We start from the raw sequence: 26,958 nt of genomic DNA, 5'->3' as shown, positions 1-26,958 counted from the left end.
ACCGTGACGGAAGCGATGATCTCGGCCCGTGGCCTGCGCAAGTCGTTCGGTGACTTCGAGGCAGTGAAGGGCATCGACGTCGAGGTCCTCAGGGGCGAGGCCTTCGGCTTCCTCGGGCCCAACGGCGCCGGCAAGTCCAGCACCATGCGGATGATCGCCTCGGTGAGCCCGGTGACCTCGGGGGAGCTGCGGATCCTGGGCATGGACCCGGCCACCGACGGCCCGGCGATCCGTGGTCGGCTCGGCGTCTGCCCGCAGGAGGACACGCTCGACAACGAGCTCAACGTCTTCGACAACCTCTACATCTACGGCCGCTACTTCGGCATCGACCGCGCCACCTGTCGCGAGCGGGCGCGTGAGCTGCTCGAGTTCGCGCAGATCACCGACAAGGCCAAGGCCAAGGTCGAGGACCTGTCGGGCGGCATGAAGCGCCGCCTGACGATCGCGCGCAGCCTGATCAACAACCCCGACGTGCTGCTGCTCGACGAGCCCACCACCGGCCTCGACCCGCAGGCGCGCCACGTGCTGTGGGACCAGCTCTTCCGGCTCAAGCAGGCCGGCGTCACGCTCGTGATCACCACGCACTACATGGACGAGGCCGAGCAGCTGTGCGACCGCCTCGTCGTGATGGACAAGGGGCTGATCGCCGCGGAGGGTTCGCCGCGCGAGCTGATCGATGCCCACTCCACCCGCGAGGTGGCCGAGCTGCGCTTCGGCGTCGGCGAGCACGAGGCGCTGGCAGCGAAGGTCGAGGACCTCGGTGACCGCGTCGAGGTGCTGCCCGACCGGCTGCTGGTCTACAGCGACCGCGGGGAGGAGGTCGTCACCGCGGTGCTCGAGCGCGGGCTGCAGCCGATCGCGACGCTGGTGCGCCGCTCCACCCTCGAGGACGTCTTCCTGCGCCTCACCGGCCGGAGCCTGGCCGACTGATGGCCGCCACCGACGCGCGTCCCGCGCCCCGTCCCGCGGCCCGCCTCTCGGCGCGCGAGGGAGTCGCGCGCCAGTACGACTACTGGCTCACCGTCTACAAGCGCACCTGGCGCGGGGGAGTGGCGAACTCGTTCGCCACCCCGCTCTTCTACGTCCTCGCCATGGGCGTGCTGCTCGGCGGGTTCATCGACGCCGACCCCGACCGGCTGGAGGGCGCCACGTCCTACCTCGCGTTCATCGTGCCGGGCCTGGTGGCGGCGCACGCGATGACGATCGCGGTCAGCGAGTCGACGTACCCCGTCATGGGCGCCATCAAGTGGCACAAGACCTTCTTCGCCCAGCTCGCGACGCCCCTGGCGGTGCGCGACCTGGTCAACGCGTTCCTGCTCTTCGTCGTGTTCCGGGTGGCCTCGGCCTGCGCGGTCTTCATGCTGGTGCTGGCGCCCTTCGGCGTCTTCGAGAGCTGGTGGGGGCCGGTCCTGGCGTGGGTCGTGCAGGTGCTGGTCGGCACCGCCTTCGCGACGCTCGCGTTCGGCTACTCCGCGCGGCTGCGGTCCGAGGAGGGCTTCGGGCTGCTGTTCCGCCTCGGCGTGCTGCCGCTGACGCTCTTCTCCGGCGCCTTCTTCCCGATCTCCAACCTGGGCCCGGTGCTCGAGTGGGTCGCGCGGCTGACGCCGCTGTGGCACGGCGTCTCGCTGTCGCGGATGCTCTGCCTCGACACCGTCGACTGGCCGCTCGCCGCGCTCAACGCGGGCGTGCTCGTCGCGCTCTGCGCGATCGGCTGGCGCTGGGCCGTGACCGGGCTCGACAAGCGGCTGGAGGTCTGAGGTGGCACTCGTGACCGGGATACCCGCACCCCTCACGCCGGTGGGCGCAGCCCGCCTGCTGGTGCTGCGCAACTTCATCGTCTACAAGTCGGCCTGGAAGCTCTTCCTCACCGGCTTCCTGGAGCCCGTGCTCTACCTGTTCTCCATCGGCGTCGGCGTCGGCCAGCTCATCGACAGCTTCGAGTTCCACGGCGAGCAGGTGCCCTACGCCGCCTTCGTGGCCCCGGCGATGCTCGCCACCTCCGCCTTCAACGGCGCCCTGCTCGACTCGACGTTCAACGTCTTCTTCAAGCTGAAGTACGAGAAGCTCTACGACCAGGTGCTCGCCACCCCGCTCTCGACCGGCGACATCGCCCGCGGCGAGATCACGTGGGGCCTGCTGCGCGGCTCGGTCTACTCCGCGGCCTTCCTGCTGGTGATGCTCGCGATGGGCCTGGTCGACTCGTGGTGGGCCGTGCTGGCGCTGCCGGCGACGGTGCTGATCGCGTTCGCCTTCTCGGCCGTCTGCATGGCGCTGACGACCTGGATGAAGTCCTGGCAGGACTTCGACAAGATCACGCTGGCGCAGATGCCGCTGTTCCTCTTCTCCGCGACGTTCTTCCCCGTCGAGGCCTTCGGTGACGGCGTGCTGCGCTGGGTCGTGGAGGCGAGTCCTCTCTACCGCGGGGTCGTGCTGTGCCGTGAGCTCACCACTGGCGTCGTCACGTGGGGGTCGGGCGTCTCGGTCGTCTACCTCGTCGTGATGGGCGTCGTCGGCCTGCTCGTCGTACGCCGTCGGCTGGACGCGTTGCTGCTGACCTGAGGGCGGTCGCGGGGCTAGGTTCGGGGGCATGACACTCGAGGTGGAGTCCTACGCGAAGGGTGAGAGCACCCCGGCGCTGCTGGAGGAGACGATCGGCGACAACCTCGCGCGGACGGTCGCGGCGTACGCCGACCGCGAGGCGCTCGTCGAGTGCGCCAGCGGACGGCGGTGGACCTGGGCCGAGCTCGACCGCGACGTCGACGCCGTCGCCCGTGGGCTGATGGGCGTCGGGATCGAGCAGGGCGACCGCGTGGGCATCTGGGGCCCCAACAGCGCCGAGTGGACCTTGGTGCAGCTGGCCACCGCGAAGGTCGGCGCGATCCTGGTCAACGTCAACCCGTCCTACCGCACCCACGAGTTCTCCTACGCGGTCAACCAGAGCGGGATGCGGCTCCTGGTCAGCGCCACGTCGTTCCGCACCAGCGACTACCGCGCGATGGTCGAGGAGACCGCGGCGCACCACGACGCGCTCGAGCGGGTGGTCTACCTCGACGACGCGGAGAGCTGGGCGGGCCTGGTCGCCGAGGGCGAGGGGGTCACCGCGTACGAGCTCGCCCAGCGGCAGACGGGCCTGCACCCCGACGACCCGATCAACATCCAGTACACCTCCGGCACGACCGGCTACCCCAAGGGCGCCACCCTCAGCCACCGCAACATCCTGAACAACGGCTACCTCGTCGGGGAGGTGTGCGGCTACACCGAGGAGGACCGCGTCTGCATCCCGGTGCCGTTCTACCACTGCTTCGGGATGGTGATGGGCAACCTCGCCTGCACCACCCACGGCGCGACCATGGTCATCCCGGCCCCGGGCTTCGACCCCGCCCTCACCCTGCGCGCGGTCTCCGACGAGCGGTGCACCTCGCTCTACGGCGTGCCGACGATGTTCATCGCCGAGTGGGCGCTGCCCGACCTCGCGTCCTACGACCTCACGAGCGTGCGCACCGGCATCATGGCCGGCTCCCCGTGCCCGGAGGAGATGATGAAGAACCTCATCAGCGCCGGCATCGACGAGATGACCATCGCCTACGGCATGACCGAGACCTCGCCGGTCTCCACCCAGACCCGCCGCGACGACAGCCTCGAGCGCAAGGTCGGCACCGTCGGCCGGGTGTGCTCGCACCTCGAGATCAAGATCGTCGACCCGGTCACCGGCGACACGGTGCCGCGTGGCGAGGCGGGCGAGTTCTGCACGCGCGGCTACTCGGTGATGCTCGGCTACTGGCAGGACGAGGAGAAGACACGCGAGGCCGTCGTCGACGGGTGGATGCACACCGGCGACCTCGGTGTGATGGACGACGAGGGCTACGTCCGCATCACCGGGCGCATCAAGGACATGGTGATCCGGGGCGGGGAGAACATCTACCCGCGCGAGATCGAGGAGTTCCTCTACACCCACCCCGACATCGAGGACGTGCAGGTGGTCGGGGTGCCCGACGCGAAGTACGGCGAGGAGCTCTGCGCGTGGCTGCGCATGCGCCCGGGCACCGAGCCCCTCGACGCCGCGGGCGTGCGCGAGTTCGCGAGCGGCAGGCTGGCGCACTACAAGATCCCGCGCTACGTCATGGTGGTCGAGGAGTTCCCGATGACGGTGACCGGCAAGGTGCGCAAGGTCGAGATGCGTGAGGTGTCGACCCGCGAGCTCGGTCTCGCCTGACTAAGGTTCGGGCTCAGGCTCAGGCTCAGGCTCAGGCGAGCAGCTTCTGCAGCCAGGCGACGTCGATCCAGCGGTCCGTCTTGCGTCCCACCTCGCGCATCGTCCCGACCTCGGTGAAGCCGCAGGCGTGGTGAAGCGCGAGGCTCGCCGGGTTGGGCAGGGCGACGGCGGCCACGACGAGGTGCACGCCGTCGTCGGCCAGGGGCGCGAGGAGGGCGTCGTACAACGCCCGTCCGGTGCCCAGTCCCTGGCGGCCCGGCGCGACGTAGACGGTGCTCTCGCGCGTGTGGCGGTAGGCCGGCTTCGGCCGGTAGGTGCCCGAGGTGGCGTAGCCGATGACGGTGCCCCTCGTGCTCGGCCACCAGGAAGTGGTCGCCGGCGACGAGCTTGTCCTCCCAGAGCTGCATCGGCCGGCCCTCGAGGTCGAAGGTCGCGTGGCCCTCGCGTGCCTCACGCGCATAGATGGCGGCGACGGCAGGCAGGTCGTCAGCGGTGGCCACGCGGATCTGCATGACGACAGTGTGACGTGACCACCCCGGACAGGCTGGTTGGATGGGGCCATGAGCGACACCCCTGAGGTGGAGCGGACCGTCCGCGCCTACGACCTCGACGCCGTGGCCTACGCCGAGGCCTCGCCCGCGATGCCCGACTCGGTGCGCGCCGACGTCGAGGCGCTCGCCCGGCAGCTGGGACCCGGCGCCCGCGTGCTGGAGATCGGCTCCGGCGGCGGTCGGGACGCCCGGTTGATGGAGGAGCTCGGGCTGCGCGTGCGGCGTACGGACATCACCCCGGGCTTCGTGGCCCTGCTGCGCGAGCAGGGCCACGTGTGCGACCTCCTCGACCCCCTCGTCGACGACCTCTCCTCGTCCGAGGGGCCCTACGACGGGGTCTGGGCCAACGCGTCGCTGCTGCACGTCGAGCGCGGCGACCTGCCGACGGTGCTGGCCCGCCTCGCCGGCGTGACGCGCCCGGGCGGGCTCCTGCGCGTCTCGCTCAAGGAGGGCGACGGCGAGGGGTGGTCGACGCACGGGTCGGTCCGGCACCCGCGGCACTTCACCTACTGGCGCGCGGACGCGCTGCACGAGGTGGTGCAGGACGCCGGCTGGACCGGGGTGACGGTCATGTCGGGTCTCGCGGGCAAGCGGTCGGAGTCGTGGCTCGAGGTGTCGGCGTCCCGTGGCGCGGTGGGCGCATGAGGCACACCGAGTTCTGGGCGCGGCTCGACCACGCGCTCGGCCGCAGCTACTCGCGCACCTGGGCCGAGCTCACGGTCGTGCGTGACCTCGACGGGCGCACGACGCAGGAGGCGCTCGACGCCGGCGTGCCACCCAAGCAGGTCTGGGCCGCGGTGTGGCGCCAGCTCGAGCTCCCGGACAGCGAGCGATGACGAGCCGGGTCGCTGCCGACGTCGACCTCGTCCAGCTCCAGCGCCGCACGGTGCGCACGCTGGTGGTCTCGCAGGCCGTCGGCGCGGTCGGGGTCACCATCGGCGTGGCGACCGCGTCGCTGCTCGCCCGCGACATCTCCGGCAGCGAGACGGTGGCCGGTCTGGCGCAGACCTTCCAGGTGCTCGGCACGGCAGCGGCGGCGTACGGCCTCGCGCGGGTGATGCGGCGCCGCGGTCGTCGTGTGGGCCTGGTCCTGGGCTACCTGCTCGGGTCGGCCGGAGCACTGCTCGCGGTGGTCGCCGGGGTCGTCGACTCGCTGCCCGTCCTGCTGCTCGGCGCGGTGCTGCTGGGCTCGACCACGGCCGTCAACAGTGGCTCGCGCTACGCCGCCACCGACCTCGCCACCGAGGAGCACCGCGCCCGGGCGCTGTCGGTGGTCGTCTGGGCCACGACCATCGGCGCCGTGGCCGGGCCCAACCTGCTCGGCGTGGGCGCCGCGGTGGCGAGGTCGCTCGGCATCCCCGAGCTGACCGGGGGGTTCGCCATCGGGTCGGTCGTGCTCGTGCTGGCCGCGACGTGGGTGTGGGTGCGGCTGCGCCCCGACCCGCTGCTGGTCGCGCAGGACCTGGCCGGGCTCACGGCCGGTGCTGCCTCGGCCGGTGACACCCGCTCGTGGACGCGCTTCGTCGAGGTGGTGCGCGCGGTGCCCGCGGTCGGCGCTGCCGTGGTGGCGATGGCCTGCGCCCACGCGGCCATGGTGACGGTCATGATCATGACCCCGCTGCACATGGAGCACGGGGGCGCGCACCTCGAGGTCATCGGCTTCGTCATCTCGATCCACGTGCTCGGGATGTTCGCCTTCTCGCCCGTCGTCGGCTGGGCGGCCGACCGCTTCGGACGCTCGCAGGTGCTGGTCACCGGGGGGCTGGTGCTGCTGGTCTCGCTCGCGCTGTGCGGGCTCTCGCCCGAGGGCTCGTCGTGGCAGATCTTCGCCGGGCTCTTCCTCCTGGGGCTGGGCTGGTCGTGCGCGACGGTGGCCGCCTCGACGGTGATCGCGGACCGCACGCCCATCGCGGCACGCACCGACGTGCAGGGCACCTCCGACATGGCGATGGCGCTCACCGCAGCCGGTGGGGGTGCGCTCGCGGGCGTCATCGTCGGCAGCCTCGGCTACGCCGCCCTGGCGCTCTTCGCCGCCTTGCTGGCCGGCACGGTGGTGGTCGCCGGCCGCGTCACGCGTCGCCATTCCTGACGGGTCGCACCCGTTCCGCGACACGCCGCGACGGACACTGCATCGAACACGTGTTCGGGCTACTGTTCGTCCACAGGTACGACGCAGGTCGAGGTTGTCCACAGCGTTCGACGGTCCTGATCAGGGACTGTCGGTGGCTCGTCCTAACGTCGCAGAAGTACCTCACACACACGACGAGAGAACGGGACACAGCAATGGCTGGTGCAGACCGCGAGAAGGCCCTCGACGCCGCGCTCGCACAGGTGGAGAAGCAGTTCGGCAAGGGCTCGGTCATGCGACTGGGCGACGAGACGCGTGCCCCGCTCGAGGTGATCCCCACGGGGTCGATCGCCCTCGACGTGGCCCTCGGCCTCGGCGGCCTGCCCCGTGGGCGCGTCGTGGAGATCTATGGTCCAGAGTCGTCGGGAAAGACCACGGTCGCCCTCCATGCGGTGGCCAGCGCCCAGGCGGCCGGCGGGATCGTCGCCTTCATCGACGCCGAGCACGCGCTCGACCCCGACTACGCCAAGAACCTCGGCGTCGACACCGACGCCCTGCTGGTGTCCCAGCCCGACTCCGGTGAGCAGGCGCTCGAGATCGCCGACATGCTGATCCGCTCCGGCGCCCTGTCGCTGATCGTCATCGACTCCGTCGCCGCGCTCGTGCCCCGCGCCGAGATCGAGGGCGAGATGGGCGACAGCCACGTCGGCCTCCAGGCCCGACTGATGAGCCAGGCGCTGCGCAAGATGACCGGTGCGCTCAACAACTCCGGCACCACCGCGATCTTCATCAACCAGCTGCGCGAGAAGATCGGCGTGATGTTCGGCTCGCCGGAGACCACCACCGGTGGCCGGGCGCTGAAGTTCTACTCCTCGGTGCGCCTCGACGTGCGCCGCATCGAGACGCTGAAGGACGGCACCGACATGGTCGGCAACCGCACCCGCGTCAAGGTCGTCAAGAACAAGGTCGCCCCGCCGTTCAAGCAGGCCGAGTTCGACATCATGTACGGCAAGGGCATCAGCCGCGAGGGCGGCCTGATCGACGTCGGTGTCGAGGCGGGCATCATCCGCAAGGCCGGCGCCTGGTACACCTACGAGGGCGACCAGCTCGGTCAGGGCAAGGAGAACTCGCGCAACTTCCTCAAGGACAACCCCGACCTCGCCAACGAGATCGAGAAGCTGATCCTGGAGAAGCTGGGCGTCATCCCGGCCGTCGACAAGCCCGCCGACGAGCTGAGCGACGAGCCCATCGGGGTCAATGACTTCTGATCGCGCAGGCGGCTCCGAGGGACGAGGAGACGGCGTGGGCGCGGGCAGGTTGAGCAAGCACTCGACCGAGCCTGCGAGGTCGGGTCCGCGCGACGAGACCCACGAGAGCCGGCCGGCCCCCTCGTGGGCCGGTGACGTCGGCCTCGGCGTGCAGGCGTGGGTGGGGGAGACCCCGCCCCCGCCTGCTGAGCCGCGTGCCCGCGGCGGCCGGTCCGGAGGCTCGCGCGCGTCGGGCTCGGCCGGCGGCGGGGGGCGGAAGAAGAGGCGCACCTGGGAGGAGCGCGAGGCTGCGCGCGTCGCGCGGGAGGAGGCGGCGGCCGCCGAGGTCGAGGCCGACCCCGAGGCCGTGGCGCGCAAGATCCTGCTCGACACCCTCACCGGTCAGGCGCGCACGCGTCAGGAGCTGGCGGCCAAGCTGGCCAAGCGGGGCGTCCCCGACGAGCTGGCCTCGACGTTGCTCGACCGCTTCACCGAGGTCGGCCTCATCGATGACGGCGCCTTCGCGGTGGCGTGGGTGGAGAGCCGGCACCGCAGCCGCGGGCTCGCGCCCCGCGCGCTCGCCCAGGAGCTGCGCCGCAAGGGCGTCGACGACGAGCACGCCAAGCTCGCCCTCGAGCAGATCGACGAGGACGACCAGCGCTCGGCGGCACGAGCGTTGGTCGACAAGAAACTGCGCTCGATGAGCGGCCTCGACCACCAGGTCGCGACCCGTCGGCTGGCGGGGATGCTCGCCCGCAAGGGCTATCCCGCAGGCCTGGCGTTCTCGGTGGTGCGCGAGGCCCTCGCGGGGCGGGACGACGATCTGCTCGACGACGAGGCGCCCTTCGACGAGTGAAGCCGCGCATGTGGCTCGTCCGCTCCCGGCGGTCGCTGGGTCCGTCATGCGAACCGTCACGCATGGGTGCGGCTTTGTATGACGGATGCGGGTGGTCCAGCCGTCGACCCGGGTCCTTCCACCGGGTGGGGCACCTCTGGTGGGATGGCGTGGTGAGCAACGAGCGCGAGGTCCTCACCTACGACCTGTTCGGCACCGCGACCCGGGAACTGGCGCAACAGGTGGCCGACTCCGGGTTCGAGCCCGACCTGATCCTCTCGATCGCGCGCGGCGGGCTGGCGCTCGGCATGGGGCTGGGCTACGCGCTCGCGGTGAAGAACCTGTCGGTGATCAACGTGGAGTTCTACACCGGGGTCGACCAGCGCCTCGACGTCCCGATCGTGCTCCCGCCCACCCCGGCTGCGGTCGACCTGTCGGGCCTCAAGGTGCTCATCAGTGACGACGTGGCCGACACCGGACGCACGCTGGAGCTGGTGCACCAGTTCTGCGAGGGCCACGTCGCCGAGGCGCGCACCGTGGTGATCTACGAGAAGCCGCAGTCGGTGATCAAGCCCGACTACGCCTGGCGCCGCACCGAGCGGTGGATCGACTTCCCGTGGTCCGTGCTGCCGCCCGTCGTGCCCGGCGGCCTCGCGCACTGACCCGTGCACAGCAGGCGAGTCGAGGACAGGGGCGCTGTGCTCCCCTAGCATCCCCGCAGCGGGTCGCCCGACCCGCGACGAAACGGGGGTTACATCATGAGCGAGCCTGCCTCGCCGCCGGAGCAGTCCGGTGAGCAGCACCAGCACCACCAGTCCGAGTCCGTCGACGCCACCTCCCACGGCGCCACCGCGCCCGCCGAGCCCGTCGCGACGCCGCACGAGCGCGTGGCGCCCGGTCTCGCCGCTGCGGTCGGCGCCATCGTCGCCGGGGCGGTCATCACCCTCGTGGTGTGGAACTTCGGCTTCATCGCGTCGGTCACCAGCTTCGTCATGGCGGCGGGGGCCGTCTTCCTCTACCGGCTCGCCGCGGCGCGCCTCCGCGCAAGGGCGTCGTCCCCCTGGTCGTGCTGATCGTCGCCGGCGTGGTCGCGACGTTCTTCCTGCTCGTCGGGCGGGACGCGGCCAAGGCCTACGACGAGATCGTCGCGGGGGTGCCCGAGGGGCAGGTCGCGATGGGCAAGTCGGAGTTCGTCCGGACGTCGATGTTCGACGGTGAGATCCTCAAGACCTACGGCAAGGACATGGCGTTCTTCTTCGGGTTCGCGGTGCTCGGGGTGTGGACCACGCTCAAGAACATGCTGGGGAGCGCGAAGGCCTGACCCGTCCCGCAGGTGGGTGGGCCATGATGTGCCCATGACCGACGCCATCACCGCCCACCTGCGGTTGCCTGCCGGACCCGTCGACCTCACCACCATCGAGACCGACGCAGCTCCGGGGTTCGACGGTGACAAGGCCGAGGGCAAGGCCACCCTCTTCGCCATGGGCGACGAGCTCTCCGACCTCCAGGAGCGGCTGTGGGCGCAACGCACGGTCGGCTCCGAGCGTCGGATCCTCCTCGTGCTGCAGGGCATGGACACCAGCGGCAAGGGTGGCGTGCTGCGCCACACCATCGGCCTGGTCGACCCGCAGGGCGTGAAGATCACCAGCTTCAAGGCCCCCACCGAGGAGGAGCGTGCGCACGACTTCCTGTGGCGCATCGAGAAGGGCCTGCCGCCGGCCGGGTTCATCGGCGTGTTCGACCGCTCGCACTACGAGGACGTGCTGATCGCTCGCGTGCGCGGCTTCGCCGAGCCCGAGGAGATCGAGCGTCGCTACGGCGCGATCAACGACTTCGAGGCCAGCCTCGTCGACGAGGGCTACTCGATCATCAAGTGCATGCTGCACATCAGCGCCGAGGAGCAGCGCGCGCGGCTTGCGGAGCGTCTCGACAACCCCGAGAAGCACTGGAAGTACAACCCCGGCGACCTCGACGAGCGGGCGTTCTGGCCTGACTACCAGGCGGCCTACGAGACCGTCCTGGAGCGCACCAGCACCCAGCTCGCGCCCTGGCACGTGGTGCCGTCGGACAAGAAGTGGTTCCGCAACCTCGCCATCGGGCAGCTCCTGCTCGAGACGTTGCGACGCCTCGACCTCCAGTGGCCGGAGGCCGACTTCGACGTGGACGCCGAGAAGGCGCGGCTCGCGGGGGAGTCCCCGGTCCAGTGACACAGCCCGGCCTCCCCGTCGTCGCGGTCACCCGCTACGTCACCCCGCTCCGCGAGGGCGGCAGCCTGCCCGGGGTCGTGGAGGGCGACGACCTCGGCACCTACGTCTGCAAGTTCCGCGGCGCCGGGCAGGGCGCCAGGGTGCTGGTGGCCGAGGTGGTCGTCAGCGGACTCGCCACCCGCCTGGGCCTGCGCACGCCCCGCCTGGTCGTGCTGGACCTCGATGCCGAGCTGGCGCGCTACGAGGCCGACGAGGAGGTCCAGGACCTGCTCGTCGCCAGCGTCGGGACCAACCTCGGCATCGACTTCCTCCCCGGCTCGTTCGGCGTCGACGGCCAGGTGAGCGCTGCCGATGACGAGGGCGCTCGGGTGTTGTGGCTCGATGCGTTCACCGCCAACGTCGACCGGTCCTGGCGCAACCCCAACCTGCTGCTGTGGCACGGCGACCTGTGGGTCATCGACCACGGTGCCTCGCTCTACTTCCACCACGCGTGGGGCGGGGGCGTGGGCGACCCCGCCAGGTTCGCCGCGCAGCCGTGGGACGTGTCCGGGCACGTCTTCGAGGCGTGCGCCTGGCGGGCGCGGGCGCTCGACGACGAGATCTCGGCCGAGCTCGACCGCGACGTCTTCGCCGACGTGCTGGCCGCCGTGCCCGACGTGTGGCTGGAGGCGGTGCCGGGTGCGGAGACGCCCGAGGCGTTGCGGGCGGCGTACGTCGACTTCCTCACCGCCCGGCTCGGCACCCGGCAGTGGTTGCCGGAGGTGGCGCGATGAGCCGCGTCGCCTACCAGTACGTCGTTCTGCGCTGCGTGCCGCGCCCTGATCGCGAGGAGTTCCTCAACGTCGGCGTCGTGGTGCACTGCCAGTCCACCGACTTCCTCGAGGTCGCCTGGAACGTCGACGCCGAGCGGCTGCGGGCGCTCGACCCCGGCATCGACGTCGACCGGGTGTGCGAGGCCCTGGCGTTCGTCGAGCGGGTGTGCCGCGGCGACGAGCAGGCGGGCGAGGCGGCCCGGCAGTCGCTCGGGCAGCGCTTCGGGTTCCTGAAGGCGCCGCGCAGCACCGTGCTCCAGCCCGGCTCGGTGCACGGTGGGGTCACCGACGACCCGGCCCGCCAGCTCGAGCACCTGCGCCAGCAGCTGGTCGGCTGACGCTCCGCTCAGACCGGGACGAGCTCCACCGCGCCGACGGCGTAGCGCGCGAGGACCGCCCGCGCCACCGCCGGGTGCGCGCCCAGGGGGTCGGACACCGCGATGGCACCGGCCTCGAGGGCGAGCTCGCCGGCGCGGTCGGGCAGCCGGCCGGGGGCGAGGAAGAACGACGCGACGGCGATGTGCCGCTTGCCCTCGGCGCGGAAGGCCCGCACGGCTTCCCCGGTGGCGGGCGGCGCGGCGGAGGCGAAGGCAGCCGTGACGGGCAGGTTGTGACGCGCGCCCCAGGTGCGGGCGATGCGGGCCACCGACTGGTTGGCGAGCGGGTCGGACGAGCCTGCGGCGGCCAGGACGAGGGCGTCGAGCTCGCGCACCCGGGCGGCCTTGAGCGCGTCGCGCAGACGGACGTCGAGCACCTCGAGGAAGGAGGCCTCCATGCCCAGGATGCGGCTGGCCTGGATCCGGAGGCCCTCGTGTCGCGCCATGGCGGCGGCGATGACCTCGGGGACGTCGACCTTGGCGTGGTAGGCCTCGGTGAGGAGGAGGGGCACCACCACGATCTCGTCGAAGCCGGCCTTCACGAGGCGGTCGACGACCGTGTCGAACGACGGCTTGGCGAGGTCGAGGAACGCGGTCTCGATGCGGAGGTCGGGACGCATGGCCTTGACCTCGGCGACGAGCGACTTGATCGTCGCGGCCGAACGCGGGTCCCGGCTTCCGTGGGCCAGGGCAACCAGAGCAGGAGCAGCCATCAGGGGTGCCTCCGATCGTGAGAGGTGGTGCGGTGGTGCTGGGCGGGTGCGACGACGCTGTCGCGGAGGAGAAGAACCTCGTGGGGTGGCCTCATGCGTGGATCCCGCACTCGGTCTTCGTGGTGCCGGCCCAGCGCCCGCTGCGCGGGTCGTCGCCGGGGGCGACGCGACGCGTGCAGGGCCAGCAGCCGATGCTGGGGTAGCCGTCGTGGACGAGCGGGTTCACCAGGACGCCGTTGTCGGCGATGTAGGCGTCGACCTGCTCGTCGCTCCAGCGCGCCAGCGGCGAGACCTTGACCTTGCCCTTGCGCGCGTCCCAGCCGACGACCGGGGCGATGACCCGGTTGTGGGTCTCGGCGCGCCGCAGGCCGGTCGCCCAGGCGTCGTACTCGGCGAGCGTGTCGTTGAGCGGCTTGACCTTGCGCAGCGCGCAGCAGAGGTCCGGGTCGGTCTTGTAGAGGTCCTTGCCGTGGAGCGCGTCCTGCTCGGCCACGCTCAGCGAGGTGCTGACCGTGCGCAGGTTGACCGGCAGGGTGGCCTCGACCGCGTCTCGCGTGCCGATGGTCTCCACGAAGTGGTAGCCGGTGTCGAGGAAGACCACGTCGATGCCGGGCGCGACCTGGGAGGCGAGGTGGGCGAGGACGGCGTCACCCATCGAGGAGGTGATCGCGAAACGGTCGCCGAAGGTGGCCACCGCCCACTCGATGATCACCTCGGCCGGGGCGAGCTCGAGCTCGGCGCCCACGTGGGAGACCAGCTCGCGCAGCTCCTCCGGCGTACGTCCCTCGGTGTGGGTGCCCTTGAAGTCGCGGGCCGCCTGCGTGGAGGCACTCATGCGGGGTCCCCTCGGCGTTGTCCGGGGGAGCGCAGCGGAGGAGAAGAACGCCGTGGGGTGTTCATGCCGCACCTCCGCCCGGACGGATCATCCCGGTCATCTGCACGGTGAACGCGCGCAGGCACGAGCGGCACTCCCAGGCACCTGCACCCTCACGGGGGAACAGGTTCTCGTCCCCGCAGTAGGGGCAGTGGAAGGGCTGCGCGCGCTCGCTCATCAGGCCGACACCGGCTCCCCGCGCAGCAGGACGTCGTCGGCACGTGCGACCCACGCGGCGAACCGCTCGCCGGCGGTGCGGTCGGCGAGGTACGCCGACACCACCGCGGTGACGTAGTCGCCGAGGCCGGCGCTGGTGACCTTGTGGGCGCGCAGCTTGCGACCCATCGCCGGGTTGAGCCCGAGGGCGCCGCCGAGGTGCACCTGGAAGCCCTCGACCTGACGGCCGTCGGCGTCCATCACCAGCTGGCCCTTCAGGCCGATGTCGGCGACCTGCGTGCGGGCGCACGCGTTGGGGCAGCCGTTGACGTTGACCGAGATGTCGGTGTCGAGGTCGGGGAAGCGCTTCTCCAGCTCGGTCACCAGGCGGCGTGCGCGCTCCTTGGTTTCGACGATCGCGAGCTTGCAGAACTCGATGCCGGTGCACGCCATCGTGGAGCGACGCCAGTTGCTCGGTCGCGCGGTGAGCCCGATCTTCTCGAGGTCGTCGGCGAAGGCGGCGGTGTCCTCGGCGGCGACGCCGATCACTACGAGCTTCTGGTAGGCCGTGAGGCGCGCACCCGCGGCGCCGTAGTGCTCGACGAGCTCGCCGAGAGCGCTGAGCGTGGTGCCGTCGATGCGACCCACGACCGGGGCGGCACCGACGTAGAAGCGGCCGTCCTTCTGCTCGTGGATGCCGATGTGGTCGCCCTGGGCGACGGGTGCCTCGGGCGAGGGGTTGTCGACGAGCGCGCGGTGCAGGTATTCCTTCTCGAGCACCTCGCGGAACTTCTCCTTGCCCCAGTCGGCCAGCAGGAACTTCAGGCGGGCCTTGGAGCGGAGCCGGCGGTAGCCGTAGTCGCGGAAGATGCCGGCCACGCCCTCCCAGGCGTCGGCCACCTCGTCGAGGGGGATCCAGACGCCGAGCTTGTGCGCGAGCATGGGGTTGGTCGAGAGGCCGCCGCCGACCCAGAGGTCGAAGCCGGGACCGTGCTCGGGGTGGACGGTGCCCACGAAGGCGACGTCGTTGATCTCGGGCGCGACGTCGTGGCTGGGGTGGCCGGTCAGCGCGGTCTTGAACTTGCGGGGCAGGTTGGAGAACTCGGGGTTGCCGAGCGCGCGGCGCTTGATCTCGTCGAGGGCGCTGGTGCCGTCGATGATCTCGTCCTTGGCGATGCCGGCGACGGGGGAGCCGAGGAAGGGGCGCGGGCCGTCGCCGCAGGCCTCGAGCGTGGACAGGCCGACCGACTCCAGGCGCTCCCAGATGGCCGGGACGCTCTCGATCTCGATCCAGTGGTACTGGATGTTGTTGCGGTCGGTGATGTCGGCGGTGTTGCGGCCGTAGGCGGTCGAGACCTCACCGAGCGCCTTCAGGGCGGCGGCGTCAAGGACCTGGCCGTCGGTGCGCACGCGCATCATGAAGAAGCGGTCGTCGAGCTCCTCCTCCTCGAGCTGGGCGGTCTTGCCGCCGTCGAAGCCCGGGGCGCGCTGGGTGTAGAGCCCCATCCAGCGGAAGCGGCCGCGCAGGTCGGCGGGGTCGATGGAGTCGAAGCCGCGACGCGAGTAGGTGTGGAGGATGCGGTCGCGGACGTTGAGCGGGTCGTCGTCCTTCTTGGACTGCTCGTTCTTGTTGAGCGGCTCGGTGTAGCCGAGCGCCCACTGACCCTCGGCGCGCTTGGGGCGCGGGATCTCGGTGTGCTGGGCGGCCTGGGGGGTGAACCGGAGGTCGGGCATGACCAGGGGTGTCCTGTTCGCTGAGGGGTGCCGCGCGCGACGGTGAGCGCGGTGGGGGATGCGGGGCGGCGTCAGCGATGCCAACAGGTCGCGCTGCCCACGCGCATGAGGTCGACGTGACGTCGGACCACAAGGTGTGCGTGGGTGGAAGCGGTGACCATGTCAAGAAGTCTCAGGTACTGGACAGGGGTTCCACAAGGCGAAATCTTGTTATGTGAGACGTGCCGCCACGATGTGAGACAACCGTCGGACGTCCACGGGTAACCAGGGCCCCAGGTGCGGCCCAGGTCACACCGTCCGTGCCACGTCGCCCAGCGAGCACGGGGCCACCCCACCCCTCTAGGCTGTGCTCATGACGGACTCCCTGATCAGCAGTGCGTACTCCCAGGCCCTCGAGGTCATCGCGTCGGTCGAGCCCCGCATCGCCGAGGCCACCCGGCAGGAGCTGGCAGACCAGCGCAGCTCGCTCAAGCTGATCGCCTCGGAGAACTACGCCTCGCCGGCGGTGCTGATGACGATGGGCACCTGGTTCAGCGACAAGTACGCCGAGGGCACGGTCGGGCACCGCTTCTACGCCGGCTGCCAGAACGTCGACACCGTCGAGTCGCTCGCCGCCGAGCACGCGCGCGAGCTGTTCGGTGCCCCCTACGCCTACGTCCAGCCGCACTCGGGCATCGACGCCAACCTGGTGGCGTTCTGGTCGATCCTGGCCAACAAGGTGGAGTCGCCCTACCTGGAGAAGATGCAGGCCAAGAACGTCAACGAGCTCTCCGAGGCCGACTGGGAGACGCTGCGCCACGAGTTCGGCAACCAGCGCCTGCTCGGCATGTCGCTCGACGCCGGCGGCCACCTGACGCACGGATTCCGCCCCAACATCAGCGGCAAGATGTTCCACCAGCAGCAGTACGGCACCGACCCGGAGACCGGCCTGCTCGACTACGACGCGGTCGCTGCGAAGGCCCGCGAGTTCAAGCCGCTCGTGCTGGTCGCCGGCTACTCCGCCTACCCGCGCCGGGTGAACTTCGCCAAGATGCGCGAGATCGCCGACGAGGTCGGCGCCGTGCTGATGGTCGACATGGCCCACTTCGCGGGGCTCGTCGCCGGCAAGGTGTTCACCGGTGAGGAGAACCCGGTGCCCTATGCCCACCTGACCACCACGACCACGCACAAGTCGCTGCGCGGCCCGCGAGGCGGCATGGTGCTGGCGCAGGAGGAGTTCGCCGCCGACGTCGACCGCGGCTGCCCGATGGTGCTCGGCGGCCCGCTGTCGCACGTGATGGCCGCCAAGGCCGTGGCCTTCGCCGAGGCGCGCACGCCGGCGTTCCAGGACTACGCGCAGAAGGTCGCCGACAACGCCAAGTCGCTCGCCGAGGGCTTCCTGACCCGCGGCGCCAACCTGGTCACCGGCGGCACCGACAACCACATCGTGCTGCTCGACGTGTCGTCCTTCGGCCTGACCGGTCGCCAGGCCGAGTCGGCGCTGCTCGACGCCGGGGTCGTCACCAACCGCAACTCGGTCCCGGCCGACCCCAACGGCGCCTGGTACACCTCCGGTGTCCGGCTCGGCACCCCCGCCCTCACCACGCGCGGCTTCGGCCACGACGAGTTCGACACCGTCGCCGACCTCATCGTCGACGTGCTGAGCAACACCGGGGCCGGCACGACCAAGGCGGGCGGGCCCAGCAAGGCGTCGTACGTCCTGGGCGACGGAGTCGCTGACCGGGTGACCTCACGGTCGGCGGAGATGCTCGACAAGCACCCGCTCTACCCCGGGCTCGTCCTCAGCTGAGCGGTGCCGTGGCCGCACGCGTGCCTCAGTCCCGGTCGGCACCGGTCCAGACGTATCCCACCTCGGGTCGACCGGCGCCGCCGTAGCGAGGTGACCGTGCCACGCGACCCTCGTCGGCGAGGTGCTCGAGGTAGCGCCGGGCGGTGACCCGCGAGACGCCCACCACGGCAGCCGCCTCCGTGGCCGACAGGCCCTCGGGGCGCTCGCGCAGCGCGACCACGACCGCGCGCAGCGAGTCCAGGCTCATGCCCTTGGGCAGCGCCTCACCGGTGGGTCGTGCGCGCAGCGCCCCGAAGAGCTGGTCCACGTCGTCCTGCACGACGTCGGCGGGGGAGCGCTCGAGCCGCGAGCGGAACTCGGCGTACTGCTCGAGCTTGCCTCGGAAGGCGGCGAAGGTGAACGGCTTGAGGAGGTAGAGCACGACGCCCTGGCTCACCGCGCGTCGTACGACCTCGGTGTCGCGTGCCGAGGTCACCGCGATCACGTCGACCGGGCGCCCCTCGGCGCGCAGGCGCTGCAGCAGGCCCAGCCCGTGGCCGTCGGGGAGGTGCATGTCGAGCAGGATCAGGTCGACGGTGTCGTCGCGCGCGAGCAGACGCACCGCCTCGCCGGCGGACCGGGCGACCCCGGCGAGCTCGAAGCCGGGCACCCGCCCGACGTAGGTCGCATGGGCCTCGGCGGCGATCTCCTCGTCCTCCACCACGAGCACGCGGACGCTCACGTCACTCCTCCCGGTGTGCGGACGCGCCCCACGTCGACCACGAAGCGAGCGCCGCCGAGCGGGGAGTCGCTCACCTCGAGGGTGCCGCCGTGCTGCTCGACCACCCGCGCGACCATCGCCAGGCCGAGGCCGCGGCCTTCCTGGGCCTTGCTCGACCACCCGCGCTCGAGCACGTGGGCGCGGTCGCCCGGCGCGATGCCGGTGCCGGAGTCGTCGACCGTGACGGTGAGGGTGTTCGGGTCGCCATGCAGGTCGACCCGGACGCGCTGCGGTGTGGTGGCGCGGGTCTCGGCGACCGCGTCGAAGGCGTTGTCGACCAGGTTGCCCACGACCGTGATGAGCTCGCGCGCGTCGACCGGCAGCTCTGCAGGGAGCCCGCCCGCGACCTCGAGGTCGATGCCGCGCTCGGCAGCCTGCGCGGTCTTGCCGAGGAGCAGCGCAGCCAGGACGGGCTCGTCGACCGCCGCCACCAGCTCGTCGGCGAAGCCTTGCGCGAGCTCGAGCTCGGAGGTGGCGAACTCGACGGCCTGCTCGACACGCCCCATCTCGACCAGCGACACGATCGTGTGGAGCCGGTTGGCGGCCTCGTGGTTCTGTGCGCGCAACGACTCGGTGAGCCCGCGCACCAGGTCGAGCTCGCCGGTGACGGCCTGCAGCTCGGTGCGGTCGCGCACGGTGACGACCGCACCGACCTCGGCCTGGCGCCAGTAGGCCGGTGCGCTGCTGAAGACCAGCACCTGCTGGCCCAGGACGTAGGTCTCGTCGGCGACGGCCGTACGCCGCTCGATCGCGGACACGAGCCCGGGAGGCAGGTCGAGGTCGGTCAGCGGCCGGCCCTCCACGTCGTCCGGCAGGGCGAGCAGCCGGGTCGCCTCCTCGTTGACCAGCTGCACCCGCTGCTCGTCGTCGACCAGCAGCAGGCCCTCACGCACCGCCCCGAGGACGGCGCGGTAGTACTCGTACATCCGGGTGATCTCGCGCTCCCCGAGGCCGTGGGTCTGACGACGCAGCCGCCTCGAGATCAGCCAGGCGCCGAGCAGGCCCGCCACCAGCGCCGCCGAGGCCGCGAGCGCGATGCCCGGCAGGTCGCCCACCAGCTGGCGGTCGAGGCGGTCGACCGTGATGCCGACCGCGACCAGCGCGACCACGTCGCCGTCGGAGACCACCGGCACGACGGCGCGCACCGACGGCCCCAGCGTGCCGGCGTACACCTGGGTGAAGACGCGTCCCTCGGGTGCGTCGCCGAGGTCGCCGACGAACGGCCGCCCGATCTGCGCGGGGTCGGGGTGGGTGTAGCGCGTGCGATCGGTGTCCATGACGACCACGAAGTCGGTGCCGGTGTCGCGCCGCACCTCCTCGGCGAAGGGCTGCAGCCGCAGTGACGGGTGCGCGGCGCCCACCTCGCGTCGTACGAACGGGGAGTCGGCCACCGAGCGCGCGACCGCGGTCGCCTGGTCGCGGGCGCTGTCCCGCGTGTCGCGGCGCGCGTCGAGCGCGGCCAGCGCCACAGCGGTGACGACCAGCACGACGACCACCCCCACCTGGAGCAGCAGGATCTGGCGGGCGACGGGGCTCTCGCGCGTGCCTCGACGTGCCATGCGGGCATTGTGCCGCACGCAGTGAGGGGCTTGTGACGACGAACACAACGCACGAAACGGTGACCGCCCTCACACAGGCGCCCACGATGGCACCCGGGCCCGATCGCCGGGCCCGGAGCCCAGGAGGACACCATGAGCACCACCCCGAGCGTGGAGGCGCCGCAGACGCGACGCGACCGCACGCACTACCTCTACATCGCCGTGATCGCCGCGGTGATCCTCGGCATCGTCGTCGGCTTCGTCGCCCCCGAGTTCGCCACGGGCCTCAAGCCCATCGGCGAGGGCTTCGTGGCGCTGATCAAGATGATGATCCAGCCGGTCATCTTCTGCACGATCGTGCTGGGCGTCGGCTCGGTGCGCAACGCCGCGAGCGTCGGCAAGGTCGGCGGCCTGGCACTGGGCTACTTCCTCGTCATGTCGACCGCGGCGCTCACGATCGGCCTCGTGGTGGGCAACCTGCTCGACCCGGGCCAGGGCCTCAACATCACCGACGAGGTGGCCAGCGCCGGCCAGGAGAAGGCCGCCGGCGGCGGCTCGACGACCGACTTCCTGCTCCACATCATCCCCGACTCGTTCCTCTCCGCCCTGACCTCCGGCGAGGTGCTGCAGACCCTGCTGGTCGCCCTGCTCGTGGGCTTCGCGCTGCAGGCCATGGGTCGCGCCGGCGAGCCCATCCTCACCGGCATCGGCCACGCCCAGCGCCTGGTGTTCCGGGTGCTCGCGATGATCATGTGGGCCGCGCCGATCGGTGCCTTCGGCGCCATCGCCGCCGTGGTCGGCGAGACCGGTGTCGACGCCCTCAAGGCGCTCGCCACGATCATGGTCGCCTTCTACATCACGTGCGCCGTCTTCGTCTTCGGCGTGCTCGGCCTGATCCTCAAGGTCGCGACCGGCGTCAACATCTTCAGCCTCCTGAAGTACCTCGGCCGTGAGTTCCTGCTCATCGTGTCGACCTCGTCGTCGGAGACCGCGCTGCCGCGCCTGATCGCCAAGATGAACCACGCCGGCGTGGCGAAGTCGACCTCCGGCATCGTCGTGCCGACCGGCTACTCCTTCAACCTCGACGGCACCGCGATCTACCTGACCATGGCCTCGATCTTCATCGCCGACGCCATGAACAAGCCGCTGGCCCTGGGCGAGCAGATCTCGCTCCTGGTCTTCATGGTGATCGCCTCCAAGGGCGCCGCGGGCGTCACCGGCGCCGGTCTCGCGACCCTCGCCGGCGGACTGTCCTCGCACCGCCCCGACCTCCTCGACGGCGTCGGCCTGATCGTCGGCATCGACCGCTTCATGTCCGAGGCCCGCGCGGTGACGAACTTCGCCGGCAACTCGGTCGCCACGATCCTGGTCGGGCACTGGACCGGCACCCTCGACCGCGCCCAGCTCGACCGGGTGCTGGCCGGCGACGACCCGTTCGACGAGACCACGATGCTCGACGACGACCACGGTCCTGCCGTCCACGCCCCGAGCGTCCACACCGAGCCGGCGGCCGTCACCCGCTGACCGACCGACGCGCGCCCCGGGACCTTCGCGGTCCCGGGGCGTCGCCGTCGTAGACGCGCGGACCGAAGTCGCGGCTGGTCACCCCGCTCACGCGGCGAGCGGCCACACTGCTGGCAGTTCGGTCCGCGCGTCTCCGACTGTCCGGACGAGCACGTCCCGCACCCAGTCCGGTCGGAGCATCACGTCGTCCCAGGTGAATCGCAGGATCGTCCATCCGTCGGCGCTGAGCAGCGTGTAGCGCCTGATGTCCTTGAGGAAGCCCTTGCGGTTGCCGTGCCACTCGTAGGACTCGCACTCCACCACCAGTCGCCGCTCGCGGTCCACGAGGTCCGGGCACGCCCAGTAGTGGTCGGTCGAGAGCACGGCCTGTGGAGTGACGGACAGTCCAGGAACCTGCAGACAGATCGCGCGGGTGACCGACTCGAAAGGATTCGCGGCGCGCGCGTCGGCCTGCAGGGCGATGCGCCGCACCTTCGCACTGCCCGCTCCCTGCACCTGTGCCGCCACGCGCCGCAGCGTGGCGTCCTCACCATGGCGGAGAGCGGAGTCGGCGATGGCCAGCGCTTCGTCGTACGGAAGCAGACGGAGGCACTGCAGCAGGGTGATCTCGCGGCTCGTGGCGACGCCGCAGACGTCGTCGGGCCCGAGGTCTGCGCGGTGCAGCACGACCTTCTCGCGCCACGCCTTGGGCACGTTGCGATGCCTGGGGAAGACCACGTGCGGCTTGTCCGGGACGGTCTTGACCTCCCAGCCGTGGTGCAGCGCGGCACTCGTCAGGCTGAGGCGGCCGTTGACGCGGAAAGCGAGAGCTGCCGCGGAGTCCACGGCCGGCAGCGTGTAGCGACCCTGCCCCACCCGGATCACGTCGTGGTGGCGCACGGCACGATCGACATCGGCCCGCGAGGTCGCCCCGATGAGGTCGGCACGCGTGGCCATGCCGCCCATGCGCCCGAGAAGTGACACCACATCCACGGCACCAGCATCCGGGACAGGAGCCGCTCCCCGCTCGACTCATCCACAGCCTGCAGACGCGCGGACCGAACGGCATCGGCCGGTCCCGGCTCACCCGGGCACGCCTGCCCGAGCGGGACTTGGGTCCGCGCGTCTACGTCAGCGAGCGGTAGAGCTCCACCGTCCGGCCCGCGATCGCGTCCCAGCTGAACGACTCCCCGGCGCGCCGACGACCGGCGGCGCCGAAGGTGCGGGCGCGGTCGGGATCGGAGACGGCGTCGGTGAGCGCGGCGGCGAGGTCGGCGACGTAACGCTCGGGGTCGAGCGGGGTGCCGGTGCCGTCGGTGGCCTGCTCGATCGGCACCAGCCAGCCGGTATCCCCGTCCACGACGACCTCCGGGATCCCGCCGGTCGCGGTGGCGACGACGGCGGTCTCGCACGCCATCGCCTCGAGGTTGACGATGCCGAGCGGCTCGTAGATCGAGGGGCAGGCGAAGACGGTGGCGGCGGTCAGCAGCGCGACCACGTCGGGACGCGGCAGCATCTCCGCGATCCAGACCACGCCGGAGCGCGTGGCGGCGAGCTCGTCGACGAGTCCGCGCACCTCGGCCTCGATCTCGGGGGTGTCCGGGGCGCCCGCGCAGAGCACGAGCTGCACCTCCGGCGGCAGCGCCGCGGCCGCGCGGAGGAACAGCGGCAGGCCCTTCTGGCGGGTGATCCGGCCGACGAAGATGACGCTCGGCCGGTCGGGGTCGACGCCGAGCTCGCGCACGCGGTCGGGGTTCGCGGTCGGCGACCACTGGGTGGTGTCGATGCCGTTGTGCACGACGTGGACGCGTGCGGGGTCGACCGCGGGATAGCTGCGCAGCACGTCGTCGCGCATCGCGGCGCTCACCGCGACGATGCCGGCGGCGCCCTCGTACGACGTGCGCTCGGCCCAGCTCGACAGGGCGTAGCCGCCGCCGAGCTGCTCGGCCTTCCACGGCCGCATCGGCTCCAGCGAGTGGGCGCTGACGACGTGCGGGATGCCGTGCATGAGGGAGGCGAGGTGGCCGGCCATGTTGGCGTACCAGGTGTGGGAGTGGACCAGGTCGGCCCCGGCGCAGTCGTCGACCATCGCGAGGTCGACGCCCAGGGTGCGGATGGCGGCGTTGGCGCTCGCGAGCGAGGACGGCTCGGCGTACGCCGTGGTGCCGGGCTCGGTGCGCGGCGCCCCGAAGCAGCGCACGCGCGCGTCCACGTCGGGCACCACCCGCAGGGCCCGGACGAGCTCGGCGACGTGCACGCCGGCACCCCCGTAGACCTCCGGCGGGTATTCCTTGCTGAGGACGTCGATGCGCATGTGCCGAACCTAGGGGCCAACCAGATGGGATGGAAGGTCGACCGCGCCACCGCGGACGGCTAGTTTCGTCGCATGGCCATCACCCCCCCGCGCAAGAAGGTGCTCGCCGTCGTCCTGGCCGGGGGTGAGGGCAAACGACTGATGCCGTTGACGGCCGACCGCGCCAAGCCCGCCGTGCCGTTCGGAGGGATCTACCGCCTCATCGACTTCGCGCTGTCCAACGTCGTCAACTCCGGCTACCTCAAGGTGGTCGTGCTGACGCAGTACAAGTCGCACAGCCTCGACCGGCACGTCACCACGACCTGGCGGATGTCGAACCTGCTCGGCAACTACGTCACCCCGGTGCCCGCGCAGCAGCGCGTCGGCAAGCGGTGGTACCTCGGCAGCGCCGACGCGATCTACCAGTCGCTCAACCTGCTCACCGACGAGCAGCCCGACATCGTCGTCGTGGTGGGCGCCGACCACGTCTACCGGATGGACTTCTCGCAGATGGTCGCCGACCACGTGGAGTCGGGCGCCGGCTGCACGGTCGCGGCGATCCGCCAGCCAATCAGCCTCGCCGACCAGTTCGGCGTGATCGACGTCGACCCCGCGAACCCTCAGAAGATCCGCGCCTTCCTGGAGAAGCCGACCGACCCCGTGGGCCTGCCGGACTCGCCCGAGGAGGTGCTGGCGAGCATGGGCAACTACGTCTTCACCGCCGACGCCCTGCGCGACGCGGTGACCCGCGACGCCGAGCTCGAGGGCTCCAAGCACGACATGGGTGGCGACATCGTGCCGTGGTTCGTCGACAAGGCGGAGTCGTCGGTCTACGACTACAAGGACAACGAGGTGCCGGGCTCCACCGACCGTGACCGCGGCTACTGGCGCGACGTCGGGACGATGCGCTCCTACTACGAGGCCCACAAGGACCTCGTCTCGCCGCTCCCTGTCTTCAACCTCTACAACAACGCCTGGCCGATCTACACCAGCTACGGCCCGCACCCGCCGGCCAAGCTGGTCGAGGGCGCCAGCGGCGCGGGCGTGTCGACCTTCAACTCGATCCTCTCGCCCGGTGTCGTCGTCACCGGCGGCACCGTCAACCAGTCGGTGCTCTCGCCGGCCGTGTGGGTCAAGGACGGCGCCGAGGTGTCCGACTCCGTGCTGATGGACGGGGTGTGGATCGGCGAGGGCGCGGTGGTGCGCAACGCGATCATCGACAAGGGCGTCGTCGTCCCGCCGGGCGTCCAGATCGGTGTCGACCACGACGCCGACCGCGCGCGCGGCTTCGTCGTCGAGGACGGCCTCACCGTGCTGGCCAAGCAGCAGCCGGTGCCGGAGGCCTAGAGGGCGTCGCGCTTGCCGACCAGGAAGGCGCGCTCGACGTCGTTGCGGCACGCCGCGACCGCCTGGTCGTACGCCGCTCGTGCCGCGTCGACGTCGCCGGACCGGGCGAGCAGCTCGGCGCGGACCGCGGCGGGACGGTGGCTGTCGGGGATCTCCAGTCCCTCGAGCGCCGCGAGCCCGGCGGCCGTCCCCTGGTCCTCGGCCACCGCGACGGCGCGCGCCAGCCGCGCGGACGGTGACGCCGTCACCTGCAGCAGCAGGTCGTAGAGACCCACGATGCGGTCCCACCGGGTGTCGTCGGCGCTCGGTGCGGTCGCGTGCTCGGCGGCGATCCTCGCCTGGAGGACGTACGAGGCCGCGCTGGGCGTGAGGGGGCCGGCGAGCGACGGCGTCGCCAGCAGCCGGACGGCCTCGGCGACGTCGTCGTGGTGCCAGCGGGTGCGGTCCTGGTCGGTGAGCAGGACGAGGTGGCCGTCGCGGACCCGTGCGTCGCGGCGCGAGTGCTGGAGGAGCATCAGGGCGAGCAGGGCCACCAGCGCCGGCTCGTCGGGTCGCAGCCCGAGCACGACGCGGACCAGGCGGATCGCCTCGGCGGAGGTCGCCGCGCGGAGCAGGTCGGGCCCGGTGCCGGGTGCGTATCCGGCGGTGAAGGCGAGGTAGGCGGTCTGGGCGACCGTGTCAAGCCGGTGGGGGAGCACCGAGGCGTCCGGCACGGCGAAGGGGATCCCGGCGCCGACGATCCGCTTCTTGGCGCGGGTGATCCGGGCGGCCATCGTGGGCTCGGGGACCAGGAAGAGGCGGGCGATGTCGCTCGTCGGCACGCCGAGCACCAGCCGGAGGCTGAGCGCACTGGCCGACTCGGGGGACAGCGCCGGGTGGGCGCACATGAGCACCAGGCGCAGCACGTCGTCCTCGACCAGGGTGCCGCTGTCGGCCATCGTCGACGTGGTCTCGGCCCGACGCTCGACGTCGGTGAGCAGCAGCGGCAGCTTGCGCCGGGCGACCTCCTCGGTCCGCAACCGGTCGAGCAGCCGGCGTCGCGCGGCGGTCATCAGCCACCCGGCGGGGTTGGCGGGCACGCCGTCGTCGGGCCAGGTCCGGCTGGCGGCCTCGACGGCGTCGCCGAGGGCGTCCTCGACGAGGTCGAGCCGGCGGAACTGCGCGAGGAGCAGCGCCACCAGGCGGGCCCACTCCTCGCGCACGACGTCCTCGAGCTCCTCCACGGGTCAGTAGGGGTCCACGACCGGCGACAGCTGGATGTCGTAGGGCGGCAGGACCCGCAGCAGCTCGAGCAGCACGTCGAGGTCGGGGGCCTCGACGAGGTAGAAGCCACCCATGGCCTCGATGGCCTCGGCGTAGGGGCCCTCGGTGAGGGTGGTCGTGCCGCCCCGGGTGCGCAGCGTGGTCGCGTGCTCCGGCCCCGCGAGCGCCTCGCCGGCGAGGATCTCCACACCGTCCCGCGCGCGGCAGGCGGCGCTGAAGGCCTCGAAGCGGGTCATCACCTCGGCCTGCTCCTGCGGGGTGTGGTCGGGCCACGGCTTCAGCTCGCCGTCGCCGACGAGCAGCACGAGGTACTTCACGACGGCCCAGCCTCGTCCTGCACGCACCTGCGGACCTCGACGGCATCGCCGGTGCCGGCCAGGACCAGGCAGCAGTCCATGAGGTCGTCGAGGTCGTCGCTCGCCACGACGTAGTAGCCACCGACCTGCTCAGTGATCTCGGACCACGGACCGTCGGTCACGGTCGTGCCGTGGGGCGCGATGCTGCGAGCCTCCGATGCACGGTGCAGCTCGGAGCCACCGATGATCCGATGGCCGCGCTCGAGCAGCTGTGCGGCGAACTTCTCGTGGGCGCCGGAGGCCAGCTGCTTCTCCTCGTCTGTCGCCGTGGTCCACCAGCGGTCACCGTCTCCGACGATCAGGACGACGTACTCGGACATGT

The 26,958-nt window shown here is 71.5% G+C and carries 31 protein-coding genes; 19 read left to right on the top strand and 12 right to left on the bottom strand.

From position 1 onward, the window contains the following. The first annotated feature begins 15 nt into the window (after window positions 1-15). The 4 genes from ASG76_RS04565 to ASG76_RS04550 are packed head-to-tail and all read left to right on the top strand — an operon-like array spanning window position 16 to window position 4,213. On the top strand, window positions 16-930 hold the full coding sequence (locus ASG76_RS04565) for an ABC transporter ATP-binding protein (RefSeq protein WP_056600624.1): 915 nt from the start codon (window positions 16-18) through the stop codon (window positions 928-930). Continuing rightward, complete coding sequence (locus tag ASG76_RS04560) at window positions 930-1,757, top strand: ABC transporter permease (protein WP_082587245.1); 828 nt, start codon at window positions 930-932, stop codon at window positions 1,755-1,757. Before ASG76_RS04565 ends, ASG76_RS04560 begins: the two co-directional genes overlap by 1 nt. 10 nt (window positions 1,758-1,767) lie before the next feature. Next, window positions 1,768-2,559 carry an ABC transporter permease gene (locus tag ASG76_RS04555; RefSeq protein ID WP_200948057.1) on the top strand — a complete coding sequence of 264 codons (792 nt, stop codon included), beginning with the start codon at window positions 1,768-1,770 and terminating at the stop codon, window positions 2,557-2,559. 28 nt (window positions 2,560-2,587) lie between these two features. Next, window positions 2,588-4,213, top strand: a complete 1,626-nt coding sequence (locus ASG76_RS04550; protein ID WP_056600621.1) for an AMP-binding protein — start codon at window positions 2,588-2,590, stop codon at window positions 4,211-4,213. Between the two features lie 31 nt (window positions 4,214-4,244). On the opposite strand, the gene ASG76_RS18680 is transcribed toward ASG76_RS04550, so the two are convergent. Next, window positions 4,245-4,550, bottom strand: coding sequence for a GNAT family N-acetyltransferase (locus ASG76_RS18680; protein WP_235529422.1), 306 nt, complete (start codon window positions 4,548-4,550; stop codon window positions 4,245-4,247). Between ASG76_RS18680 and ASG76_RS19540 the strand changes: the two genes are divergently transcribed. The 12 genes from ASG76_RS19540 (at window position 4,549) to ASG76_RS04485 (ending at window position 12,271) form a co-directional block, all read left to right on the top strand. Then, a complete protein-coding gene (locus ASG76_RS19540; RefSeq protein ID WP_056600617.1) occupies window positions 4,549-4,743 on the top strand; it encodes a hypothetical protein in 195 nt (64 codons plus the stop codon). The genes ASG76_RS18680 and ASG76_RS19540 overlap by 2 nt on opposite strands. A gap of 30 nt (window positions 4,744-4,773) precedes the next feature. Continuing rightward, complete coding sequence (locus ASG76_RS04535) at window positions 4,774-5,409, top strand: class I SAM-dependent methyltransferase (protein ID WP_056600615.1); 636 nt, start codon at window positions 4,774-4,776, stop codon at window positions 5,407-5,409. After that, on the top strand, window positions 5,406-5,600 hold the full coding sequence (locus tag ASG76_RS04530) for a DUF3046 domain-containing protein (RefSeq protein WP_056600613.1): 195 nt from the start codon (window positions 5,406-5,408) through the stop codon (window positions 5,598-5,600). Before ASG76_RS04535 ends, ASG76_RS04530 begins: the two co-directional genes overlap by 4 nt. After that, on the top strand, window positions 5,597-6,853 hold the full coding sequence (locus ASG76_RS04525) for an MFS transporter (protein ID WP_056600612.1): 1,257 nt from the start codon (window positions 5,597-5,599) through the stop codon (window positions 6,851-6,853). Before ASG76_RS04530 ends, ASG76_RS04525 begins: the two co-directional genes overlap by 4 nt. Window positions 6,854-7,047: 194 nt before the next feature. Beyond that, the gene (gene recA / locus ASG76_RS04520; protein WP_056600609.1) at window positions 7,048-8,100 is read left to right on the top strand and encodes a recombinase RecA; all 1,053 of its coding nucleotides are present in this window, start codon (window positions 7,048-7,050) and stop codon (window positions 8,098-8,100) included. Window positions 8,101-8,149: 49 nt separating this feature from the next. Further along, a complete protein-coding gene (locus ASG76_RS04515; RefSeq protein WP_235529404.1) occupies window positions 8,150-8,935 on the top strand; it encodes a regulatory protein RecX in 786 nt (261 codons plus the stop codon). 152 nt (window positions 8,936-9,087) lie between these two features. Then, on the top strand, window positions 9,088-9,576 hold the full coding sequence (locus tag ASG76_RS04510; protein ID WP_056601016.1) for a phosphoribosyltransferase: 489 nt from the start codon (window positions 9,088-9,090) through the stop codon (window positions 9,574-9,576). Between the two features lie 96 nt (window positions 9,577-9,672). Further along, window positions 9,673-9,987: a hypothetical protein gene (locus tag ASG76_RS04505; RefSeq protein ID WP_056600607.1), complete on the top strand. Its 315-nt coding sequence runs from the start codon at window positions 9,673-9,675 to the stop codon at window positions 9,985-9,987. Next, window positions 9,981-10,235 (top strand): hypothetical protein, encoded by a 255-nt coding sequence (locus tag ASG76_RS04500; RefSeq protein WP_056600605.1) that lies wholly within the window; start codon window positions 9,981-9,983, stop codon window positions 10,233-10,235. Before ASG76_RS04505 ends, ASG76_RS04500 begins: the two co-directional genes overlap by 7 nt. A 34-nt stretch (window positions 10,236-10,269) precedes the next feature. Beyond that, the gene (locus ASG76_RS04495; protein WP_056600603.1) at window positions 10,270-11,121 is read left to right on the top strand and encodes a PPK2 family polyphosphate kinase; all 852 of its coding nucleotides are present in this window, start codon (window positions 10,270-10,272) and stop codon (window positions 11,119-11,121) included. Next, a complete protein-coding gene (locus ASG76_RS04490; protein ID WP_056600601.1) occupies window positions 11,118-11,894 on the top strand; it encodes a HipA family kinase in 777 nt (258 codons plus the stop codon). Before ASG76_RS04495 ends, ASG76_RS04490 begins: the two co-directional genes overlap by 4 nt. Further along, the gene (locus tag ASG76_RS04485) at window positions 11,891-12,271 is read left to right on the top strand and encodes a DUF3037 domain-containing protein (RefSeq protein WP_056600599.1); all 381 of its coding nucleotides are present in this window, start codon (window positions 11,891-11,893) and stop codon (window positions 12,269-12,271) included. The genes ASG76_RS04490 and ASG76_RS04485 overlap by 4 nt, the downstream gene beginning before the upstream one ends. Before the next feature lie 8 nt (window positions 12,272-12,279). Here ASG76_RS04485 and ASG76_RS04480 read toward each other — a convergent pair whose 3' ends face one another. The 4 genes from ASG76_RS04480 to ASG76_RS04465 form a co-directional block, all read right to left on the bottom strand. Beyond that, complete coding sequence (locus ASG76_RS04480; protein WP_056600596.1) at window positions 12,280-13,023, bottom strand: sirohydrochlorin chelatase; 744 nt, start codon at window positions 13,021-13,023, stop codon at window positions 12,280-12,282. 91 nt (window positions 13,024-13,114) lie between these two features. Beyond that, window positions 13,115-13,858 (bottom strand): phosphoadenylyl-sulfate reductase, encoded by a 744-nt coding sequence (locus ASG76_RS04475; RefSeq protein WP_056600595.1) that lies wholly within the window; start codon window positions 13,856-13,858, stop codon window positions 13,115-13,117. A 61-nt stretch (window positions 13,859-13,919) separates the two neighbouring features. Then, on the bottom strand, window positions 13,920-14,075 hold the full coding sequence (locus tag ASG76_RS04470; protein ID WP_056600593.1) for an Insertion element protein: 156 nt from the start codon (window positions 14,073-14,075) through the stop codon (window positions 13,920-13,922). Then, window positions 14,075-15,787, bottom strand: a complete 1,713-nt coding sequence (locus ASG76_RS04465) for a nitrite/sulfite reductase (protein ID WP_056600591.1) — start codon at window positions 15,785-15,787, stop codon at window positions 14,075-14,077. The genes ASG76_RS04470 and ASG76_RS04465 overlap by 1 nt, the downstream gene beginning before the upstream one ends. 352 nt (window positions 15,788-16,139) lie before the next feature. Here ASG76_RS04465 and ASG76_RS04460 point away from each other — a divergent pair, with 352 nt between their 5' ends. Then, window positions 16,140-17,576 carry a glycine hydroxymethyltransferase gene (locus tag ASG76_RS04460; RefSeq protein WP_056600589.1) on the top strand — a complete coding sequence of 479 codons (1,437 nt, stop codon included), beginning with the start codon at window positions 16,140-16,142 and terminating at the stop codon, window positions 17,574-17,576. A 25-nt stretch (window positions 17,577-17,601) separates the two neighbouring features. Here the strand turns inward: ASG76_RS04460 and ASG76_RS04455 are convergent, their stop codons facing one another. Next, window positions 17,602-18,297: a response regulator gene (locus tag ASG76_RS04455; RefSeq protein ID WP_056600587.1), complete on the bottom strand. Its 696-nt coding sequence runs from the start codon at window positions 18,295-18,297 to the stop codon at window positions 17,602-17,604. Beyond that, on the bottom strand, window positions 18,294-19,895 hold the full coding sequence (locus ASG76_RS04450) for a sensor histidine kinase (RefSeq protein WP_056600586.1): 1,602 nt from the start codon (window positions 19,893-19,895) through the stop codon (window positions 18,294-18,296). The genes ASG76_RS04455 and ASG76_RS04450 overlap by 4 nt, the downstream gene beginning before the upstream one ends. A gap of 132 nt (window positions 19,896-20,027) precedes the next feature. Between ASG76_RS04450 and ASG76_RS04445 the strand changes: the two genes are divergently transcribed. Next, window positions 20,028-21,398: a cation:dicarboxylate symporter family transporter gene (locus ASG76_RS04445; protein ID WP_056600584.1), complete on the top strand. Its 1,371-nt coding sequence runs from the start codon at window positions 20,028-20,030 to the stop codon at window positions 21,396-21,398. An 87-nt stretch (window positions 21,399-21,485) separates the two neighbouring features. On the opposite strand, the gene ASG76_RS04440 is transcribed toward ASG76_RS04445, so the two are convergent. Beyond that, entirely contained in the window at window positions 21,486-22,361 is an 876-nt protein-coding gene (locus tag ASG76_RS04440) for a DUF559 domain-containing protein (protein ID WP_157558938.1), read from the bottom strand. A 142-nt stretch (window positions 22,362-22,503) separates the two neighbouring features. Continuing rightward, window positions 22,504-23,691, bottom strand: coding sequence for a glycogen synthase (gene glgA / locus ASG76_RS04435; RefSeq protein ID WP_056600581.1), 1,188 nt, complete (start codon window positions 23,689-23,691; stop codon window positions 22,504-22,506). A 78-nt stretch (window positions 23,692-23,769) separates the two neighbouring features. Here glgA and glgC point away from each other — a divergent pair, with 78 nt between their 5' ends. Further along, the gene (glgC, locus tag ASG76_RS04430) at window positions 23,770-25,017 is read left to right on the top strand and encodes a glucose-1-phosphate adenylyltransferase (protein ID WP_414858315.1); all 1,248 of its coding nucleotides are present in this window, start codon (window positions 23,770-23,772) and stop codon (window positions 25,015-25,017) included. Here glgC and ASG76_RS04425 read toward each other — a convergent pair. Genes ASG76_RS04425 through ASG76_RS04415 form a run of 3 tightly spaced genes read right to left on the bottom strand, consistent with a single transcriptional unit; the run spans window position 25,014 to window position 26,956 of the window. After that, on the bottom strand, window positions 25,014-26,240 hold the full coding sequence (locus ASG76_RS04425) for an RNA polymerase sigma factor (RefSeq protein ID WP_056600577.1): 1,227 nt from the start codon (window positions 26,238-26,240) through the stop codon (window positions 25,014-25,016). The two genes, glgC and ASG76_RS04425, sit on opposite strands and share 4 nt — an antisense overlap. A gap of 3 nt (window positions 26,241-26,243) precedes the next feature. Then, window positions 26,244-26,624: a YciI family protein gene (locus ASG76_RS04420; RefSeq protein ID WP_157558937.1), complete on the bottom strand. Its 381-nt coding sequence runs from the start codon at window positions 26,622-26,624 to the stop codon at window positions 26,244-26,246. Beyond that, on the bottom strand, window positions 26,594-26,956 hold the full coding sequence (locus ASG76_RS04415) for a YciI family protein (protein WP_056600574.1): 363 nt from the start codon (window positions 26,954-26,956) through the stop codon (window positions 26,594-26,596). The genes ASG76_RS04420 and ASG76_RS04415 overlap by 31 nt, the downstream gene beginning before the upstream one ends. Window positions 26,957-26,958 lie beyond the last annotated feature (2 nt).

The sequence above is a fragment of the Nocardioides sp. Soil774 genome (genome assembly GCF_001428125.1).
GTDB lineage: Bacteria > Actinomycetota > Actinomycetes > Propionibacteriales > Nocardioidaceae > Nocardioides.
The sequence above is the reverse complement of the archived record's forward strand: the minus strand, read 5'-3'. Positions and strand labels throughout refer to the sequence as shown.